The 17,590-nt window shown below is 59.0% G+C and carries 22 protein-coding genes; 13 read left to right on the top strand and 9 right to left on the bottom strand.

Going from position 1 to position 17,590, the window contains the following annotated elements; all coding sequences use genetic code 11:
• Nucleotides 1–240, bottom strand: coding sequence for a hypothetical protein (locus tag SIB38_RS17270; protein ID WP_294118377.1), 240 nt, complete (start codon nt 238–240; stop codon nt 1–3).
• 115 nt (nt 241–355) lie between these two features.
• Here SIB38_RS17270 and SIB38_RS17265 point away from each other — a divergent pair, with 115 nt between their 5' ends.
• From SIB38_RS17265 to SIB38_RS17240, 6 genes are all read left to right on the top strand, one after another.
• Entirely contained in the window at nt 356–1,084 is a 729-nt protein-coding gene (locus SIB38_RS17265) for a M48 family metallopeptidase (RefSeq protein ID WP_294118378.1), read from the top strand.
• A 4-nt stretch (nt 1,085–1,088) separates the two neighbouring features.
• Entirely contained in the window at nt 1,089–1,442 is a 354-nt protein-coding gene (locus tag SIB38_RS17260; protein WP_294118379.1) for a YigZ family protein, read from the top strand.
• A 99-nt stretch (nt 1,443–1,541) separates the two neighbouring features.
• Entirely contained in the window at nt 1,542–1,811 is a 270-nt protein-coding gene (locus tag SIB38_RS17255; protein ID WP_412550683.1) for a DUF6455 family protein, read from the top strand.
• Between the two features lie 29 nt (nt 1,812–1,840).
• Complete coding sequence (locus SIB38_RS17250; RefSeq protein ID WP_294118381.1) at nt 1,841–2,122, top strand: DUF6455 family protein; 282 nt, start codon at nt 1,841–1,843, stop codon at nt 2,120–2,122.
• A complete protein-coding gene (locus SIB38_RS17245; RefSeq protein WP_294118382.1) occupies nt 2,122–2,388 on the top strand; it encodes a DUF6455 family protein in 267 nt (88 codons plus the stop codon). Before SIB38_RS17250 ends, SIB38_RS17245 begins: the two co-directional genes overlap by 1 nt.
• 36 nt (nt 2,389–2,424) lie before the next feature.
• The gene (locus tag SIB38_RS17240) at nt 2,425–2,673 is read left to right on the top strand and encodes a DUF6455 family protein (protein WP_412550682.1); all 249 of its coding nucleotides are present in this window, start codon (nt 2,425–2,427) and stop codon (nt 2,671–2,673) included.
• Nucleotides 2,674–2,676: 3 nt separating this feature from the next.
• Here SIB38_RS17240 and SIB38_RS17235 read toward each other — a convergent pair whose 3' ends face one another.
• Nucleotides 2,677–3,054 (bottom strand): thiol-disulfide oxidoreductase DCC family protein, encoded by a 378-nt coding sequence (locus tag SIB38_RS17235; protein ID WP_294118384.1) that lies wholly within the window; start codon nt 3,052–3,054, stop codon nt 2,677–2,679.
• A gap of 270 nt (nt 3,055–3,324) precedes the next feature.
• A complete protein-coding gene (gene rimO / locus SIB38_RS17230; protein ID WP_294118385.1) occupies nt 3,325–4,710 on the bottom strand; it encodes a 30S ribosomal protein S12 methylthiotransferase RimO in 1,386 nt (461 codons plus the stop codon).
• 113 nt (nt 4,711–4,823) lie between these two features.
• Here rimO and SIB38_RS17225 point away from each other — a divergent pair, with 113 nt between their 5' ends.
• From SIB38_RS17225 to SIB38_RS17215, 3 genes are all read left to right on the top strand, one after another.
• Complete coding sequence (locus SIB38_RS17225; RefSeq protein ID WP_412550681.1) at nt 4,824–6,770, top strand: AsmA family protein; 1,947 nt, start codon at nt 4,824–4,826, stop codon at nt 6,768–6,770.
• Entirely contained in the window at nt 6,767–7,978 is a 1,212-nt protein-coding gene (locus SIB38_RS17220) for a multidrug effflux MFS transporter (RefSeq protein ID WP_294118387.1), read from the top strand. Before SIB38_RS17225 ends, SIB38_RS17220 begins: the two co-directional genes overlap by 4 nt.
• 192 nt (nt 7,979–8,170) lie before the next feature.
• On the top strand, nt 8,171–8,968 hold the full coding sequence (locus SIB38_RS17215) for a prephenate dehydrogenase/arogenate dehydrogenase family protein (protein ID WP_294118388.1): 798 nt from the start codon (nt 8,171–8,173) through the stop codon (nt 8,966–8,968).
• Between the two features lie 39 nt (nt 8,969–9,007).
• Here SIB38_RS17215 and SIB38_RS17210 read toward each other — a convergent pair whose 3' ends face one another.
• Both SIB38_RS17210 and SIB38_RS17205 read right to left on the bottom strand, forming a co-directional pair.
• Nucleotides 9,008–9,739, bottom strand: a complete 732-nt coding sequence (locus SIB38_RS17210; protein ID WP_412550680.1) for a hypothetical protein — start codon at nt 9,737–9,739, stop codon at nt 9,008–9,010.
• A gap of 112 nt (nt 9,740–9,851) precedes the next feature.
• Nucleotides 9,852–10,442 carry a GcrA family cell cycle regulator gene (locus SIB38_RS17205; RefSeq protein ID WP_294118390.1) on the bottom strand — a complete coding sequence of 197 codons (591 nt, stop codon included), beginning with the start codon at nt 10,440–10,442 and terminating at the stop codon, nt 9,852–9,854.
• Between the two features lie 173 nt (nt 10,443–10,615).
• On the opposite strand from SIB38_RS17205, the gene SIB38_RS17200 reads away from it, so the two are divergent.
• A complete protein-coding gene (locus SIB38_RS17200) occupies nt 10,616–11,425 on the top strand; it encodes an ABC transporter permease (RefSeq protein ID WP_294118391.1) in 810 nt (269 codons plus the stop codon).
• 89 nt (nt 11,426–11,514) lie between these two features.
• Here the strand turns inward: SIB38_RS17200 and SIB38_RS17195 are convergent, their stop codons facing one another.
• Nucleotides 11,515–11,658 (bottom strand): hypothetical protein, encoded by a 144-nt coding sequence (locus tag SIB38_RS17195; protein WP_294118392.1) that lies wholly within the window; start codon nt 11,656–11,658, stop codon nt 11,515–11,517.
• Nucleotides 11,659–11,746: 88 nt separating this feature from the next.
• A complete protein-coding gene (gap, locus tag SIB38_RS17190) occupies nt 11,747–12,745 on the bottom strand; it encodes a type I glyceraldehyde-3-phosphate dehydrogenase (RefSeq protein WP_294118393.1) in 999 nt (332 codons plus the stop codon).
• Between the two features lie 409 nt (nt 12,746–13,154).
• Between gap and SIB38_RS17185 the strand changes: the two genes are divergently transcribed.
• Together SIB38_RS17185 and SIB38_RS17180 are read left to right on the top strand one after the other, a co-directional pair.
• A complete protein-coding gene (locus SIB38_RS17185) occupies nt 13,155–13,613 on the top strand; it encodes a (2Fe-2S)-binding protein (RefSeq protein ID WP_294118394.1) in 459 nt (152 codons plus the stop codon).
• Nucleotides 13,614–13,616: 3 nt separating this feature from the next.
• A complete protein-coding gene (locus SIB38_RS17180; protein ID WP_412550679.1) occupies nt 13,617–15,857 on the top strand; it encodes a xanthine dehydrogenase family protein molybdopterin-binding subunit in 2,241 nt (746 codons plus the stop codon).
• A gap of 35 nt (nt 15,858–15,892) precedes the next feature.
• Here SIB38_RS17180 and SIB38_RS17175 read toward each other — a convergent pair whose 3' ends face one another.
• Nucleotides 15,893–16,657 (bottom strand): enoyl-CoA hydratase/isomerase family protein, encoded by a 765-nt coding sequence (locus SIB38_RS17175; RefSeq protein ID WP_294118396.1) that lies wholly within the window; start codon nt 16,655–16,657, stop codon nt 15,893–15,895.
• Between the two features lie 185 nt (nt 16,658–16,842).
• Between SIB38_RS17175 and SIB38_RS17170 the strand changes: the two genes are divergently transcribed.
• Nucleotides 16,843–17,226, top strand: a complete 384-nt coding sequence (locus tag SIB38_RS17170) for a response regulator (RefSeq protein ID WP_412550678.1) — start codon at nt 16,843–16,845, stop codon at nt 17,224–17,226.
• 6 nt (nt 17,227–17,232) lie between these two features.
• On the opposite strand, the gene SIB38_RS17165 is transcribed toward SIB38_RS17170, so the two are convergent.
• On the bottom strand, nt 17,233–17,571 hold the full coding sequence (locus tag SIB38_RS17165; protein WP_294118398.1) for an Hpt domain-containing protein: 339 nt from the start codon (nt 17,569–17,571) through the stop codon (nt 17,233–17,235).
• Between the last annotated feature and the right edge of the window lie 19 nt (nt 17,572–17,590).

Genomic DNA, 17,590 nt, shown 5'->3' with positions numbered 1-17,590 from the left:
CTAGTCCGCAGTGCGTTTGAGCATGTAGACCCCTTCGGGGAGGTCTAAAGCGGCGGTCAAATCCTGCACCTGTGTGTTGGACAGGGTGATTTTCTGAACCGTATCGGTGCGGGGGTCATATTGCTCGATGGTGACGCAGTCCTCAAACATGTGAATGATCACATCTTCCCCCAAAGGGGCTGTGCCTTCGTCAACCAGCGTCACAACGGTGGCGTCAAATTCGTGCTCGATGCTGAACATGTCCCCAGCGTAGCGCAAAGGGGAGGGGGTGCAAGCATTTCCCTCTGGCCTCGCGCGGCTTAGATGATAAATTTACGCCTGTGCCCTAGTATGGACCGCTTGTGGGAGGGATGTCATGCGTCAGAGTTTGCCAGTGAAAGCCAGCGTGGTCAGCGTGATGGCCGCCGTCGTTTTGAGCGGCTGTGTGTCTACCACCACCAGCTCGACGCCGCAGCCTGCCGTGCAGCAACAGCCAGCGCCCAAGATTTCCGTGTCGCAGGCCACCTCGCGTTTGGCGCCGGTGAAAGCGCGGATGGAACCTTTGGTGGAGCGGGAATGTAAGGCGCGCACGCCTGCGGGCACCAACTGTGACTACAAGATCTATGTGGACCCGAAAGAGACCAAGATCGCCAACGCCTATCAGACGCTGGACAAAAATGGTCGTCCGCTGATCATCTTCACGGCGCCTTTGGTGGCGGAGACGCGCAACAATCATGAGTTGGCTTTTGTCATGGGGCATGAGGCGGCGCACCACATCAAGGGGCATATTGCCCGCAGTCAGGGCAATGCGGCCGCAGGGGCAGCGCTGGGCGCCATTCTGGTAGCGGCAGCTGGTGGCAACTCTCAGGCGATAGAGGCGGCGATGGATTTGGGCGCGGGCGTTGGTGCGCGCAGCTTCTCCAAGAACCACGAATTGGAAGCCGACCAACTGGGTACGATCCTGACCAAGAGGTCGGGCTATGATCCATTGATCGGAGTGAACTTCTTTGAGCGCACGCCAGATCCGGGTAACCAGTTCCTCGGCACGCACCCGCCCAACGCTTCACGCGTGGCGATTGTGAAGCAGACGGCAGCGGGGCTTTGACGGCGTGCTGCAACTGACCAATGTGGTCACCGACCGGGGCAGCAAATATGCGGTGTCCGGTGGCAAGGTGACCAGCCGTAAAGAGGCCGACGCCTTTCTCAAAGAGCTCAAACGCAACAAGAAGTTTGCCAAGGCGACGCACAACACCTGGGCCGCTTTGATGGCGGACGGCACCCCGTTGAAAGGGGATGACGGGGAGAGCGGCGCGGGGTTGGTGATCCTGCGGATTCTGGAGCGGGAAGAGCTTACGGATCACATTGTGGTGGTTACGCGTTGGTATGGCGGCATAAAGCTCGGCGGGGATCGGTTTCGTCGGGTACAAGATTGTGTGCGGGCCTATCTTGAGGCGCTGGCGTAAGCGCGATCAAATTCCTCTCAGATTGCTGGTTGATGCAGGTCAAGGGCGTCCTTTGGGCGGCCTGATAGACTGCGTGGGTCAGCTATCAGAGAGGCGCCTATGACCATTGTGACAGATCGGACTGCGAAGCTGCGCCATCATGCGGCGCTGTTGGATGACACGGCCAGCCGGTTGGGCATGGACCTGCAGGAGGCGGCCATTCGCGGCGCGCTCAAATTTGACGAGATTTCCGAGGCGGTTTTGCGCTGTACCACCTGCAGCGAACCGGAGGCCTGTGCCCATTGGCTGAAGGAGGAGGGCGTGGCGGTGGCTGCGCCGCATTACTGTCGCAACACCAAGCTGCTGAAGCGGCTGCAAGGGGCACAGTAGACCACGCAGGACGTGGCAGGGAGTGAGAGATGAAACCGCTTGGCGATCGCACGGAGCACTATTGGTTGGCACAGCGCATGGCGCAGCTGACACAGACCGATCTGGTGGCGGCGATGGCGCAGGCGGAGCTCTCACAGGAAGACTGGGCTGAGATGGTGGAAAGCTGTCGCGGTTGTGGGTGGGATGCCGGATGCAGCCGCTATGTGGCGGCGCATGAGCGGGCGGCGCAGACCGAAGAGGTGGCGCCGGAGCCCTGTGTGAACAAAGACCGTTTTAAGTGGCTTAAGACAGCGTTGGAGGCGCAGAACTAATGGGAAATATTCAGCCTCTTGGCGATCCGGTGACACATTTCTGGCTGACTCGCAGCATGGCGCGGGTGCTGGGGGTGTCGCTCAGCGAGGCGATGCTCGATCAGATGTTAAGTGCCGAGGACTACGCCAATATGGTCACGCGCTGTCGCATGTGTCCGCACACCGAGGCCTGTCAGAGCTTTCTGGGGCAGCGGGCGGGGACGGCCAAAGAAGCGCCGGCGTTCTGCTGCCATGCGGAGTTGTTTGAAAGACTGGCGGCGGGCTGACCGGCGCGACTGCAAAACGAGGGAAAGGAGCCAGCGATGTTTGAGAAAATGAGCCAGCACATCAATTTGGTCACGGGCATGTCCGAACGCGTTGGCATCGATTGGGGGGAGAGGATCATGAAGAACCCGGAAAATGCCAAAGAGTTTCGTAATGCGGTGATGCAATGCACCCGCTGCCAGGAGCTGGGCGCCTGTCAAAAGTTTCAGGAGCTTAATGGCTCTGCGGCCAATGCGCCGGACTACTGCATGAACGCAGACTTGTTTAAAGAGATGCAGCAGGGCTGAGGCTTAGGCCGCTTTTGTCTTGGCCTGTCGCCGCAGGTGTTTGCGGTAGAGCCATGGGGCCAGCACGTGGTCGTAGGCGAGACAAGCCAGTTGCTTGATGCCGGGCAGGCCAATGAGACGCGCAAGCCAGCGGAAGCGGGGCATTTCCTGCCAGAGGATCAGGAAAGCGGGGATGCCAGAATAGAGCTCCCCGTTTGCCGTGACATGCAGGCGTTTGGCGGCGGTTTCCGGATCAATGCCCCATTCTGAGAGGGCGTCAGAGTTCAGATCGTCATAGGCGACGGGGATGTCACGCTGTTCGGTGTAGGACCGATAGTGGCAGATTTCTGCGTCACAGATCGGGCAGTCTGCATTGTAAAGCACACGCGTTTCGTTGGACATGTCACTCTCCTGATGAGGGATGTGTCTCGGGCCGTTTGGGGCTGTGAGGAGAGCCTACGCTTCGGGCAAAAAGGCCTCAAGGGACAGGATGTCGCTGTGTTTGGCAAAGCTAATTGCTCAACGCCACACAGCCGGACCTCTGGTTCGGCCAGCGCTGGGGGCTCCGCCCGATTGCGGCTGAACGGATCCCCCGGATCCTTTCCAAAGACGCCGCGCGCTCGCCACGGGAGGGCGCTTAAGCCCCCACTCAGGATCAGGCACTGGGTTCTTTTATGCCTTTAACTGTCCCCACAAATCATACTCGCCAGCCTCATCCACTTCCACAGATACGATGTCGCCCACCTTCAACCCATCGGTGCCTTCGTCAATGAACAGGTTGCCGTCAATCTCCGGCGCGTCGGCTTTGGTGCGGCAGGTGGCGATGCCGTCTTCATCGATGTCGTCTACGATCACGTCCATGGTCTGACCGACTTTGGCGGCGAGTTTGGCTTCGGAAATCGCCTGGGCTTTCTCCATGAAGCGTTCCCAACGCTCTTGTTTGACCTCGGCGGGGATGTGGTCTGGTAGGTCGTTGGAGCGGGCGCCGTCGACGTTTTCGTACTGGAAGCAGCCAACACGGTCGAGTTGAGCTTCGTCCATCCAATCCAGGAGGTGCTGGAATTCGGCTTCGGTTTCGCCGGGGTAGCCGACGATGAAGGTGGAGCGCAGGGTGATGTCGGGGCAGATCTCGCGCCAGGCGGCGATTTCGGTCAGGGTTTTGGAGGTGTGCGCGGGCCGGGCCATGCGTTTGAGTGTGTCCGGGTGGCTGTGTTGGAAGGGGATGTCCAGATAGGGCAGGATCAGCCCGTCCGCCATCAGCGGGATCAACTCGCGCACATGGGGGTAGGGGTAAACGTAGTGCAGGCGCACCCAGGCGTCGAATTGGCCCAATTCGCGCGCCAGATCGGTAATGTGGCTGCGCACTTCGCGGTCTTTCCACGGGTGGGTGCTGTACTTGCGGTCCAATCCATAAGCGGAGGTGTCTTGCGAGATCACAAGCAGTTCACGCACGCCGTTGTCGACCAGTTTTTCCGCCTCACGCAGGACAGCATGCACTGGCCGCGAGGCGAGTTTGCCGCGCATGTCCGGGATGATGCAGAACTTGCACTTGTGGTTGCAACCCTCTGAAATCTTTAGATAGCTGTAGTGGCGCGGCGTGAGGGTCACGTTTTTGGCGGGCAGCAGATCGACAAAGGGATCGGGGCTGGGCGGCACGGCGCCATGTACGGCGTCCAGCACTTGCTCGTATTGGTGCGGTCCCGTCACGGCGAGCACTTTGGGGTGGGCGCCGGTGATGTATTCGGGCTCTGCACCAAGACAGCCAGTGACAATCACTTTGCCGTTTTCCTGAATGGCCTCACCAATGGCCTGAAGGCTTTCGGCTTTGGCGGAATCCAAAAATCCGCAGGTGTTTACGACCACCGCGTCGGCACCGGAATAGTCCGGCGAGATGCCATATCCTTCGGCGCGCAGGCGGGTCAGGATGCGTTCGCTGTCGACCAAAGCTTTTGGGCAGCCAAGGGAAACCATGCCGATGGTCGGTTGGCCGGGGCGCGCGTCTCCTGTGAGGGTGGTGCGGGCGAGGTCGGGGCGGAGTTCTGGCGGATTGCTGGACATGGGGCGCGTATAGGGCAGCGCGCGTCGTTTGGCAAAGGGGAAGGGCGGTTTGATGCATTGCGTGTGTGTTCTTAGGCGCTTAGGCTCCGCATGGGCAGTAAAGGAGGTCTCCGATGAAAGTAATCCGGGGATTGGTGGCGGCGGTTTTGATTTTGGCAATTGGCGCGGTGGTGCTGGTTGTGGCGTTGCCGGGGGAGAAGATTGCAAAACTGGCGGCGGATCAGGTCAAGGCAATGACCGGACGAGAGCTGGTGTTTGAGGGCAAGGTCGGGATCAGCTGGTATCCGGTGCTGGGCGTAACCACCGAGAAGGTCAGTTTTGGCAATGCAGCGTGGTCAGAGCGTGGGCCCATGTTCACGGCCGATAAGGCGGTGATTGGTGTCGACGTGATGGCGGCGATTGGTGGGGAAATTCGCGTCAAGAATGTCGAGCTGGTGGCACCGGAGGTGCTGCTGGAGAAAACCACCGACGGACGGGTAAATTGGGATTTAAGTGATGGCACGTCGCCTGTGGTTAGCGGCCAGAGCGCTGAAGCGCAGACCGGCGGTGAGAGCGCTCCAACGTCGGTAACATCGACGGCTTCTCAGTTTGAGAGCTTTGCGCTTGAGCGGCTGGTGATCAGCGATGCGCAGGTGCGTTATATCGATCATGGCGGCGCGCGACAGGAGTTGTCTGGCGTGTCACTGGCGATGACTTGGCCGGATGTTGGTGGGGCTGCGGATGTGGTGATCGAGGCCAGCCCGTTTGGCGCACCGATCCAGCTGGACGCTGTGGTTGCAGCGCCATTGGCTTTGATTGATGGCGATGTGTCTGCGGTGGAATTGGCTGTGCAGGCGGGCGGTGGGTCCGCCCGTTTTGAGGGGCGTGCTGGGATCGCGCCAGAAGCCAGTGGAAAGTTGGCTGTCTCGGCATCGGATGCAGCGGCGTTTCTTGCCGCCTTGGGCACAGGCGGGCTTGAAGGGCCTTTGGCGGTGCAAGGTGATGTTACGTTGACCCGAGCGGGCGTGGTGTCTGTGCGCGGCGGGCGGGTGACCGCTTTGGGCAATGATCTGACGGTGCTGGCGGATGTGGATCTGAATGGGGTGCGCCCGAAAGTGACGGCGCAAGTAGCGACACAGGCCTTGCGGCTTGTAGAGAAGGAGGGAGACGAAAGCAGTCAGTCTGTGGAAGCCGCTCCGGTTGGATGGTCCAAAGAACCAATTGATGCGAGCGCGTTGGGTTTGGTGGATGGCACCATCAGTTTTGCCGCTGAGGCGATGGATCTGAATGGGATCGCGTTTGGCAAGACTCGTGCCACAGTGAAGATTGACCGCGCTCGTGCCGTGGCCCGGATTCAGGAAATGGAGGCCTATGAGGGCGCTGTTACGGGGCTGTTTGTGGCCAACAACCGCAATGGCCTGTCTGTGCGGGGGGACCTGAAGGTGTCGCAGATCGCTTTGCAGCCATTCTTGGCCGCAACGGCGGATTTGGACAAGTTCACCGGCACAGCGGATTTTGAGAGCCGGTTTCTGAGCTCTGGCGAAACGTTGGACGCCATTATGAACAACATGAGTGGCGATGGCCGTGTTGAGGTTGGACGCGGAACTATTGAAGGCATCGATCTGGATAAACTGCTACGCGGCGACGTCACCGGAGGCACCACCGTGTTCAATAGCATGGTGGCGAGCTGGACCATTGCCGATGGTGTGCTGAGCAATCGGGATCTTTTGATGAAACTGTCGCGCTTGTCAGCAACAGGCAAAGGTACCGTGGGGCTCGGCTTGCGAACAATTGACTATGTGTTCTCGCCGCAGCTCAACGGGCCGGATGGGCCGAGCCTGATTGTACCGGTGAAGATCAAAGGCAGCTGGAGCAATCCCAGCGTGGTGCCGGATCTGGAAGCAGCGGTGAAGCGCAGCTTTGATAAGGAAATCAAAGCCGTGGAAGACGAGGCGAAACAGAAACTTGAGAAAGAACTGGGGCTGGAGAAAAAAGAAGGCCAATCCACAGAAGATGCGATCAAAGACAAACTGGAGAAAGAGGCGCTGCGTGGCTTGCAGAACCTGCTGGGCGGCAATTGAGCGGACCTGAGCGGCGGAGTGCGCCGCATCTCAATACGCTGATTCTGCTGACCGCGATGTCAGTCTTGTCGTTGAATATGTTCTTGCCGTCCCTGGCGGCCATCGCCGATGAGTTCAGCGTCGACTACGCCGTTGCGAACCTGTCGATGGGCGCGTTTTTGGCGGTGACGGTGATGTTGCAAGTCATCATTGGGCCGCTGTCAGATCGCTACGGACGGCGTCCGGTGATGCTGGTTGGCTTGTTGGTTTTTACTGTTGGCTCAATCGGCTGTTTTCTGGCGACGGATATTGTCGGGTTTCTGGTCAGCCGGATGTTACAGGCGGCAGGCGTGGTTGGCATCGCACTGAGCCGCGCGGTGGTGCGCGACATGCACGGGCCCAAAGAGGCGGCAAGCATGTTGGGCTACATCTCGATGGTGATGGCCATCGCCCCGATGACAGGCCCAACGATTGGCGGATTTCTGCACGAGGCATTTGGTTGGCGGTCAAACTTTGCGGTGTACGCCTTGATCGGCGCCGGGTTGGTTTGGCTGACCTGGCGAGATCTGGGCGAGACCAATACCAACCGGGCCGCCACCATGGGGGAGCAGTTTGCCACCTATCCGGAGCTGCTCAAATCACGCCGGTTCTGGGGGTATAGTTTGTGTAGCAGCCTGTCTGTGGGCGCGTTTTACATCTATATCACCGGGATTGTGTTGATCGGCGTTGCTGTATTTGACCTGCGGCCCACAACGGTGGGTATGACCGTTGGCGCGATTGCAGTGGGGTTTTCATTGGGGTCGTTTATGTCAGGCCGTTTGGCGAAATCTGTCCCGCTTTGGCAATTGATTATTGGCGGACGTGTTGTTGGTCTCACAGGACTATGCGTCGGCTTTGCGATCGTGCTGGCAGGGTTTGTGCAGCCGGTGACCTATGTCGGCGCGGTGATTTTTGTGGGCATGGGCAATGGCTTGACCTTGCCCTCGACCAACAGCGGCGCGATGTCCGTGAGACCCAAGCTTGCTGGCAGTGCGTCTGGCCTGTCCGGCGCCATGAGTGTGGCCATGGGGGCAGCCTTGACGAGCCTCACCGGAGCTGTGCTGACACCCGAGAACGGTGCTGTGCTGATGATGACGATGATGGTGGCTGTGGTCGTGGCCTCGCTCTTGTGCGCGCTTTATGTCCGTTGGCTCGACATCGTGGAGCCTTTGCCAGAGGAAGCGGGTTGACGGCGGCGCGTGATGCGTGTCATCACATGCCCATGACCAAGAACAACATCTTTTTTGGCACATATTATACCCTGACCACATAGTGGCGGGGTCTTTGGCATCTTCATCCGCTGCGTTTGACGGGGATGAAGACACAAAAACCTTCCAAGACAGTTAGTCCCGGCAAACGTGGCCTCACACACGGGGTCCGCTATGGGACAGGAAAAACCAAATAACGAACAGACCACCATTGGGTTGGTGGGTTTTGGCGGCTTTGGCCGGTTGATTGCACAGGAGCTTTGGGCCGGGTGTCCTATCCGCATCTGTGACCCAAGTTACACCCGCGCCAGTCTGCCGGACGGGCGGCGGGTGCCGATGGAAGGACTGGCCGAGGTGGCGCAGAGTGACATCGTGATCCTGGCGGTGCCGGTGGCGCGTATGGCGCATGTCTGTCGGGTTCTGGCTCCGCACTTGCGTCCGGGCACTTTGGTGCTCGATGTGGGCTCGGTGAAGGTTGCCCCCATGCGTGACATGCGGGAGCTGCTGCCGCCGCATGTGGAGATCCTGGGCACCCACCCGCTGTTTGGCCCACAGAGTGCCAAGAACGGCGTGAAAGGGCGCAAGATTGCATTGTGTCCCGAGCGCGGAGAACGCTGGCACAAGGTGGCAGCCTTCCTGAAAGCCAGGGGGCTGGAGGTGATTGTCACCACGGCAGAGGAGCATGACCGCGAGTTGGCGATGGTTCAGGGACTGACCCACCTGATTGGTAAAGTGCTGACCGATTTGGGACCACTGCCTGAGCGGATGACAACGGCGAGCTTTGACTTGCTGCGTGAAGCAATTGAGATGGTGCAGGATGATCCCCCAACGGTGTTGCATGCGATTGAGGTTTCCAATCCCTACGCGACTGAGGTGCGCGATGCGTTCTTTGAAAAAGCAGAGGCGTTGCGGGATCAGTTTGAGCGATCCTCGCTGATTGTGCAGGGGCAGAGAGTTCTACCCGCCGCATAGATCGTGACAGCGGCGACAGCCAAGACACAGTCTTTCCGCTCAGATAACGGTGTAGCCTGCTGTTGCCGCCATGGCGCAGGCTACGCCAATAAGAAAGGCGCGGACGTTCACGCGCTCTCGTGGGGGCAGTTTCAGGCGGATCGACAGGATGATGATGATGCCGCCCACCACGGCGGTCGCGATAGATTGGTAGTGGTGGCCCTTTTCGATGTGGTTGCCCAGCACACAACCGACATACATTGCGGCCATAAAAAGTGGCGCCATCCAGCGGGAAAAGGCAGCGGGGTATTCTCGGTGCAAGAAGCTGTTCACGCCAAAGAGATGCACGGAAAAGACAAAGACCGCGACCCCGTAGGCCGCCGTGAGATTGCTTTGAAAATGCGTGATCGTGATGCCGATCAGCAGGTTGTAGGTGGCAAAGGACAAAGCGTTGAGTGTCAGCGCCGTTCGGGCCGGGCGGTTGTTGTCCTGTTTGAAATCCACCAGGTAGTAGATCAGGAAGCCGACCATCAGATAGACATAGAGCTGATGTTTGAACAGCAGGCCGTGGTCAGGATATTGTGCGCCGACCAGTTGCGTCATGACCGCAATTTTGGGCAGCAAATAAAGAAAGGCATAGCCAAGCCCAATGCCGGAGCTGAAATCCAGTAGCCAGCGTGACACAATGGGAAACCGTTTGATGAACGGCGCGGTGCCAACGTGGGTCAGCGAGATCAGAGCAACCGCCAGCACCTCGCGCCAGGTGATGTCGCCGTAAAGTGTTGCGGACATTGCGCCGGTCTCCCTTGTTCTGACTTGCAGTAGACACAAAGCCATTGACGGGACACAAGCAAAAAGCCCCGCACAGGGCGAGGCTTTTCAAAGTGTCTTAAGGGGCCGCTGCTTAGCGTTTGCGGTCGCGGCGCGCGCTCATAGGTTGGAAGGCCACGCCGACGTGGGCTTCGCAGTAAGGTTTACCGGTTTGCACCGGCAGGCCGCAGAACCAGAAATCTTCGGTGGCCGGGTCACCCACCGGCCATTTGCAGGTGCGTTCGGTCAGTTCCATCAGCGAGAGCTTCTTGGCGGTCTTTTCAACTTCGTTGACCTTGGCCAGAGCTTCCGGGCTGATCTCATTGGCGGACGGCTGCGGTGGCAGCGGTTGACCGGCCGGGATGATCTGCTTGCGCAGCGGCTGCGCTGGACGCGCGGCGACCGCTGGCTCGGTTTTGGGTTCCGGCTTGGGTTCGGCTTTGGGCGCGGCCTTGGGCTTAGGCGCCGCCTTGGCCTTGGGGGCTGCCTTCGGCTTTGCATCGGCCTTAGGCTTGGCATCCGCCTTGGCGCCACCCGTGGCGCGGTTGGACAGGCCCAGACGGTGCACCTTGCCAATCACCGCGTTACGGGTCACCCCGCCCAGCTCTTTGGCAATCTGGCTGGCCGATTGGCCTTCGCCCCACATTTTTTTCAACAGCTCTACGCGCTCGTCGGTCCAGGACATCCGTCACTTCCTCAGCTAAAAAGCGGCCTCCCAAAAGGCCGCCTCTGCATTTCTTGGTCAGGCACCTATTCTAATCACCCCAGCCCGAGTTACAAGGCGAAGAATCACCCATGGGCGCGGCAAAGCGGCGAGTGGGGAGGTAAAACCACAGCGACGTTAGGAAATCGGCAGCAATGGCACAGGATCAGACGACAGAAATGGGCGTGCGCCGCTTTGGCCGGGTGAACTGGCTGGGGCTTGGCACTTTGGCGAAACGTGAGGTTTTGCGGTTTCTGGCGGTGTGGACACAGACGCTTTTGGCGCCTTTGGTCACTGCTGGGTTGTTCCTGCTGATCTTCTCGATAGCCATCGGGCCCAGCCGAGGGGCAGTGATGGGCGTGCCGTTCCTGACCTTCCTGATCCCAGGCATTATGATGATGACGGTGATCCAGAACGCTTTTGCCAACACGTCGTCCTCAATTGTGATCGCAAAAGTGCAGGGTAATATTGTGGATACGCTTATGCCGCCTTTGTCTCCGATGGAAACGGTGCTCGGCTATATGGCCGGGTCTGTGGCACGTGGTTTTTGTGTGGCAATGGCGATCACCATCGCCTTGGCGCTGGTGCTGGGGCAAGGTGTGGCGCATCCGCTCTGGGCGCTGACCTTTGTGCTGCTTGGCGGGGCCATGATGGGTGCAGTCGGGATCGTGGCCGGGATTTTTGCCAATAAATTTGACCAGATGGCGGCGATCACCAACTTCATCGTGACGCCTTTGGCCTTTCTGTCCGGCACGTTCTACTCGGTAGAAGCATTGCCGGAGAGCTTGCAGGGCTTCACCCGTGTGAACCCGATCTTCTACCTGATCGACGGCACACGCTACGGCATGATTGGGGTGTCTGATAGTGCGCCAGTGGTGGGCCTGACGGTTGTCACTGCCGTCACCGCTGCTTTGATGGCGGCAGCCTATGCCATGCTCAAAACAGGCTATCGCCTCAAAAGCTGACTTGGCTCAATAGGTGATGCGGGCTTCTTCTTACCAAAAATATCCTGGGGGAGCCCGTCAGGGCGGGGGCTAAGCCCCCACTTCCGAGCTTAGCGCCAGAACGCCAACCATTCGATCAGCTCAAACAGCTTCTTGGCAAGCAGCAGGAACACGGCGCTGTCATTGAACACCACATCGATCCCCAACAGTGCCAGCAGGAACAGAAACAGAAAGATGGCAATTTGGTTGGTCATGACGCACTGCGCCCCCGGATGTGTCGTGGTCGGACCAGATATGCCCGACCCCATCCGAGGGCGCAAGTTGTTGTGATTTGAGAGGCGCTTAGACGCGTCCCATCAGGGCGGCCACATCGGCCATACGCGCGGAGAAGCCCCACTCGTTGTCATACCATGCCAGCACGCGCACCAGACGTTTGCCCAGCACTTTAGTCTGGTCACCAGCAAAGGTGGCGCTCTCCGTGGTGTGGTTGAAGTCCACAGAGACCAGCGGCAGGTCGTTGTACCCCAGCACGCCTTTCATCTCGCCTGCGGCCGCTTCGGCCATGACGGCGTTCACGTCTTCGACGGTGACATCCTTGGAGGCAGTGAAGGTCAGGTCCACAGCCGAAACATTCGGGGTTGGCACGCGGATTGCGGAGCCGTCGAGCTTGCCTTTGAGTTCCGGCAGAACCTCACCCAGCGCTTTGGCGGCGCCTGTGGAAGTCGGGATCATCGACATGGCGGCCGCACGGGCGCGGTACAGGTCTTTGTGACGGCGGTCCAGTGTTGGCTGATCGCCAGTGTAGGCGTGGATCGTGGTCATGATGCCTTCTTCGATGCCAAACGCGTTGTTTAGAACCTTGGCCACCGGTGCGAGACAGTTGGTGGTGCAGGAGCCGTTGGAGATCATGTTGTCGTTGGCTTCGAGCTGGGTGTCGTTCACGCCAAACACGATGGTCTTCTGCACGTTCTTTGCCGGCGCGGAGATCAGTACTTTCTTAGCGCCGCGTTCCAGGTGTTTCTTGGCTTTCTCGCCGTCGTTGAAATTGCCGGTACATTCCAGAACCACATCGACGCCGCTCCAGTCGAGCTCATCCATGTCGTAGGTGGAGTACATGCGCATCGGGCCCATGCCCACATCCATGGTGCCGTTGCCGGCGATCACTTCGTTGCGGAAGCGGCCATGCACAGAGTCATAGCGGATCAGGTGCGCGGCGGTGTCCAGCGGGCCGGTGGCGTTGATTTTCACAACGCGGACGTCTTCGCGTGCTTCTTCGGCGATGTGCATGAGGGTCGAACGGCCAATGCGGCCAAATCCGTTGATGCCGACGGTAACAGTCATGAAGAGCTCCTGTCCTGCTCTGAACGGTGGAAAATATGGTCTTCGCTATAGTGGCGTAGAGACATTTTAGGAAGGTAAAATCCCAATAAAAAACGGGATGTTAGCGTTAAAACTGGGCGGTGTCGCTATCGGTTCCGCTGCCGGTAACGCTAACGGTTGGAGATTGGTTGGCCATGTCGAGCTAAGTTGTGTGCAAGTGCAGAAAGTTGACCTTCAAAAATGTGTGATCTCGAATCATGAAGTGGGCAGTTACGATTAAGGTGGTGAGGCACCTAAAACTGCGCGGGTCGGTATTGGAATTTTGTCACGACATGCAGGTGAAATGGCGCAATCTGCGAGTGGCGGCTGTTTTGGAAGGCCTATTCTATTTGCAACAACGCAACTAGCGCCAAAGAACGGGAGGCAGCTTATGCAACTGATCGTGGACGGGAAATCCCATGAGGTGGATGTCGAAGAGGACATGCCGCTGTTGTGGGTGCTTCGGGATGAACTGGGGATCAAAGGTGTAAAATACGGCTGCGGTGTTGCGGCTTGTGGCGCTTGCACCGTGCACATTGATGGTGTGGCGGTGCGGTCGTGCCAGACACCGGTGGCGGATGTGGATGGGCCTGTGACCACCATTGAGGGCTTGGGGCAGCCCGAGGCGATGCACGCGGTGCAGGAGGCCTGGGTGGAGCATCAGGTGGCACAATGTGGCTATTGCCAGTCTGGTCAGATCATGCAGGCAGCGTCGCTGTTGTCGGAGATCAAGATGCCGTCGGATGCAGAGATTGACGAAGCGATGAGCGGCAACCTGTGCCGTTGCGGGACGTACCCGCGTATTCGCGCCGCCGTGAAAACGGCCGCTGCCAAGATGCAGGAGGCGTAAGGTATGGGCAAGGTTGGAAAAATCGCGCGCCGTACGTTCTTGTTTGGCGCTGTGGCTGTGGCCGGCGGCGTGGCCTTTGGCGTCTACAAAGTGCGCACGCCGTATGAGAATCCACTCAAAGATGGGCTGGCTGATGGGGCGTCCACGTTTAACCCTTGGGTGGTGATTGATGGCGAGAAAATCACCCTGATCACGCCGCATGGCGACAAAGGGCAGGGCGTGGCACATGCCCAGGCCGCGCTGATTGCAGAAGAACTGGACGTGGAGTTTGGTCAGTTCGAGATCGATTTTGGCAAGCCGGACAAAGCCTATTGGAACCGGGCGTTGGCCGGGGACGGTGCGCCGTTTATGGCGACAGACGAGAGTTTCACAGCCGAAGCAACCCGCAGCTTTATGGGCGGCATGATTAAACTGTTGGGCATGCAGATCACTGGCGGCTCAACAGCGATGCCGGACAGCTATGACAAGCTGCGTGAGGCTGGCGCTGTGGCGCGGGAAACTTTGAAGCTGGCGGCGTCCAATGTGAGCGGCGTGCCAGTGGCGCAGCTGAAAACCGCAAATGGGGCTGTGCAGCTGCCAGATGGCTCAGAACTGGCCTATACGGCGCTGGCTGGTGCAGCGGCGAAGGTTGAACCTGTCACCGAGATCACGCTGCGCAAGCCGTCGGAATGGCGTTTGATTGGCAAGCCGATGCAGCGGTTGGATATGGTGGCGAAATCCACCGGCACCTTGAACTATGGCATCGACGTAGACATCGACGGCATGGTGCATGCGGCGGTGATGTGTAACCCGCGTCAGGGCGGGAAACTTGAAGGCTATGATGCCAGTACCGCGGAAAGCATGCGTGGTGTGCAAAAGGTTGTTGAAGTCAGCGGCGGTGTTGCTGTGGTGGCAGACAACACTTGGCGGGCTATTCAAGCGGTGCAGGCGATTGACTTTGACTGGGGCGCCGCGCCGTATCCGGCGGAGCAGGATGGCCATTGGGCGGCCATCGAGGCGTCTTTTACTGAAGAGCAACTCGACAAAGAGTGGCGCAATGAAGGGGATGTGACGGCTGCGATGTCGGGAGGCAAGGCTGTCGAAGCCGCATACCGCGTGCCCTATGTGGCGCATGCGCCGCTGGAGCCGCTGAACGCCACGGTGTTGGTGGAGGACGACAAGGTCACGGTGTGGACCGGGCATCAGATCCCGCGCATGTTGCAGGATCAGGTGGCGAAGGTCACCGGCCACAAGTCAGAGCAGATCGAGCTGGTGAACCACTTCATGGGTGGCAGCTTTGGGCATCGTTTGGAGTTCAAGCATGTGGAACTGGCAGCGGAGATTGCCAATCAGATGCGTGGCACGCCGGTGAAGCTGACCTACAGTCGCGAAGAGGACTTCGCGCATGACTTCCCGCGTCACATCGGTATGGCGCGCGGCAGTGGCGCGGTGCAGGATGGCAAAGTGACAGCGATGGATTTGCAGGTGGCGATGCCGTCTGTGGTTGTGTCGCAGATGGGCCGTGCGGGCCTGAATGTACCGGGCCCTGATATGCAGATCGCGGCGGGGGCGTGGAACAACCCGTACGGGTTGGAGAATTTCCGCATGCGAGCCTATCGCGTGCCCGAATTGGCGCCGGTCTCGAGCTGGCGCTCTGTGGGGGCCTCTGCCGGTGGGTTCTTCTTTGACAGCCTGCTCGATGAGTTGATCCACGAGGCGGGCGCTGATCCGCTGCAAGAGCGCATTCGCCTGATGCAGCATGATGTGAGCCGCAAAGTGCTTGAAGCTGTTGGCGAAATGTCCAACTGGGGCAGTTCGTTGGGACCCAACAAAGGGCGTGGTGTCGCTTTTGTGGAGAGCTTTGGCGTGCCAACGGCGGAGGTGATTGAGGTCACCAATACCGAAGATGGCATCACCATCGACAAGGTTTGGGTTGCCGCGGACGTTGGCACGGTGATTGACCCGGTGAACTTTGAAAACCTTGTGCAAGGCGGCGTGATCTTTGCGCTGGGCCACGCGATGAACAGCGAGATTACCTATTCCGACGGGATGGCGGAGCAAGCCAACTATTGGGCTGCAGAAGGGATGCGCCTGAAGCAATGTCCGGAGATCATGGTGCGTGGCTTGGAGAATGGCGATAAGGTGCGCGGTATTGGCGAGCCGCCGGTTCCACCGGCGGCACCAGCCTTGGCCAATGCGATTTTTGCGGCCACAGGGCAACGCATTCGCGAATTGCCGCTCTATCATCACATTGATTTTGCCTGAATGAGAAAGGCCCGCCGAGTTGGCGGGCCTTTTGTTTAGCTGGGTTTGAAATTTGGTGGGCGTTTCTCAAAGAACGCGGCGCGTCCTTCTTTGGCGTTGTCACTGCCCAACAGCAGCGGTTGTAGGTCGCGCTCATAGTCGATCGCACGATCCATGCGGCCACTGTCAAACGCCTTGATGGCGCGCAGAGCCTCTGGCCCCAGAGTTTCGACGTGTTTGGCAAGCTCAAGCGCGGTTTCGAGCGCTTTTCCATCTTCAACCAATTCGTCCACCATACCGATGCTTTCGGCTCGTTCCGCGGTGACAGGTTTGGCATAAAGCATGATTTGCCGTGCGCGGGACTGGCCGACGCGGGCGGGCAGGGAGGCGAGCAGGCCGTAGTCTGGCATCAGGCCGATTTTGGGGAACGCCGCCATGAAACGCGCTGAGCGGCCAGCAATGACTGTGTCGCACAACATTGCGACAGCCAGACCGGCCCCCGCAGCCCAACCTTCGACAGCCGCGATCACCGGGACCGAGCCGCCGGTGATTTGGTTCACCATATGTTTGACATGTTCGAAGTTGATGCGTTTGAGGCGGGCAGGGGCGTCCATTGCGGAAATGTCGCCACCCGAGGAGAAGTTACCCCCTGCGCCAGTGAGAATGACCGCCCGGATGGAGGTGTCAGCTTCGGCTTGTTCAAGCGCTTCGGAAATCGCTTCGCGGGTTGCGACGCCAATGGGGTTCAGGCGGACAGGATCGTTGAGTGTCAGCACCAAGGCATTGTCGATGCGTTCTGACAAAAGGGGTTGGTCGGGCATGGGGGCTCCTTGGCGTGGCTTTGCGCTCAACCTTAGAAGCTCACGCGCTGTGCTCAAGTGGGCGGCAGCATGCGACACGTGACGTCACAGGCCAATCACGTTGATTGGGGCAGATACACCGAGGGCTTCCCTTCAGGGTGTTGGGACGCTACGGTTGGGTCGTAAGGGTTTGGGGAATAAAGAAAATGACAGAGATCCGAAAAATCCTGCATGTTGAGGATGATGCAGATATTCGCGAGATCACCTATTTGGCGCTGGCTGAATTTGGCGGCTTTGAGGTGATGCAATGCGCCAATGGCATGGATGCGATCAAGAAGGCGGCTAAATTTGCGCCGGACCTGTTGTTGCTTGATGTGATGATGCCGGGGTTAAGCGGATTGGAGACGTTGACCAAGCTGCGCCGTCAGGATGACTTGGCCGGTGTGCCAGTGATTTTTATGACGTCCAAAGACGTCACCTCCAAACACCATTCTGACATTCGGGAAAACGCTGTGGGGGCGATCCAGAAACCGTTTGATCCGGTGGCGTTACCGGATCAACTGCGGGCCATTGTGGCCAATGCGGAGTAAGCGCGCTTAGGCGGTTTCGATCACACAGCCGAGCTCCTCGGTGAGCAGGTCTGTGGCGACAAGGATGTCCTCCATCTCTGCATCACAGGGCTCTTGAGCCTGGCTGCGTTCCAGCAGGGCTTCGGCTTTTTCCGCCAGTTGGCCCAAGCGGTGCAGGCCGTAGGTGGCACAGATGCCGGCCAGTTTGTGCGCGGCCAGATGTAACCCTTCCAGTGCAGGGCGATCGGCGCCGAGCTCCAGAAGTGTTGCGGTATACTCTTCGATCTCCGCCTCACGTTGCGGCAAGCCGGACATGAAGTGGCGGCGGAGGCGGTCAAACTTGTCCTGATGATCGTCTGGAAACATGGGGGAGCTCCTTCTGGGG

It is taken from the genome of Shimia sp. MIT910701 (assembly GCF_047126315.1).
Lineage (GTDB): Bacteria > Pseudomonadota > Alphaproteobacteria > Rhodobacterales > Rhodobacteraceae > Shimia.
This window is presented reverse-complemented; position numbering and strand designations above follow the sequence as displayed.

Bases quoted from the DNA above. Each gene is read 5' to 3' on its own strand.
- SIB38_RS17255 (WP_412550683.1), top strand. From the start codon at position 1,542: ATGACCATTGTGACAGATCGGACTGCGAAGCTGCGCCATCATGCGGCG.
- SIB38_RS17270 (WP_294118377.1), bottom strand. From the start codon at position 240: ATGTTCAGCATCGAGCACGAATTTGACGCCACCGTTGTGACGCTGGTT.
- SIB38_RS17175 (WP_294118396.1), bottom strand. From the start codon at position 16,657: ATGCCCGACCAACCCCTTTTGTCAGAACGCATCGACAATGCCTTGGTG.
- SIB38_RS17180 (WP_412550679.1), top strand. From the start codon at position 13,617: ATGGGCAAGGTTGGAAAAATCGCGCGCCGTACGTTCTTGTTTGGCGCT.
- SIB38_RS17195 (WP_294118392.1), bottom strand. From the start codon at position 11,658: ATGACCAACCAAATTGCCATCTTTCTGTTTCTGTTCCTGCTGGCACTG.
- SIB38_RS17215 (WP_294118388.1), top strand. From the start codon at position 8,171: ATGGGACAGGAAAAACCAAATAACGAACAGACCACCATTGGGTTGGTG.
- SIB38_RS17210 (WP_412550680.1), bottom strand. From the start codon at position 9,739: ATGTCCGCAACACTTTACGGCGACATCACCTGGCGCGAGGTGCTGGCG.
- SIB38_RS17170 (WP_412550678.1), top strand. From the start codon at position 16,843: ATGACAGAGATCCGAAAAATCCTGCATGTTGAGGATGATGCAGATATT.
- SIB38_RS17250 (WP_294118381.1), top strand. From the start codon at position 1,841: ATGAAACCGCTTGGCGATCGCACGGAGCACTATTGGTTGGCACAGCGC.
- SIB38_RS17240 (WP_412550682.1), top strand. From the start codon at position 2,425: ATGTTTGAGAAAATGAGCCAGCACATCAATTTGGTCACGGGCATGTCC.
- SIB38_RS17200 (WP_294118391.1), top strand. From the start codon at position 10,616: ATGGCACAGGATCAGACGACAGAAATGGGCGTGCGCCGCTTTGGCCGG.
- SIB38_RS17245 (WP_294118382.1), top strand. From the start codon at position 2,122: ATGGGAAATATTCAGCCTCTTGGCGATCCGGTGACACATTTCTGGCTG.
- SIB38_RS17225 (WP_412550681.1), top strand. From the start codon at position 4,824: ATGAAAGTAATCCGGGGATTGGTGGCGGCGGTTTTGATTTTGGCAATT.
- SIB38_RS17165 (WP_294118398.1), bottom strand. From the start codon at position 17,571: ATGTTTCCAGACGATCATCAGGACAAGTTTGACCGCCTCCGCCGCCAC.
- SIB38_RS17235 (WP_294118384.1), bottom strand. From the start codon at position 3,054: ATGTCCAACGAAACGCGTGTGCTTTACAATGCAGACTGCCCGATCTGT.
- gap (WP_294118393.1), bottom strand. From the start codon at position 12,745: ATGACTGTTACCGTCGGCATCAACGGATTTGGCCGCATTGGCCGTTCG.
- SIB38_RS17205 (WP_294118390.1), bottom strand. From the start codon at position 10,442: ATGTCCTGGACCGACGAGCGCGTAGAGCTGTTGAAAAAAATGTGGGGC.
- SIB38_RS17265 (WP_294118378.1), top strand. From the start codon at position 356: ATGCGTCAGAGTTTGCCAGTGAAAGCCAGCGTGGTCAGCGTGATGGCC.
- SIB38_RS17185 (WP_294118394.1), top strand. From the start codon at position 13,155: ATGCAACTGATCGTGGACGGGAAATCCCATGAGGTGGATGTCGAAGAG.
- rimO (WP_294118385.1), bottom strand. From the start codon at position 4,710: ATGTCCAGCAATCCGCCAGAACTCCGCCCCGACCTCGCCCGCACCACC.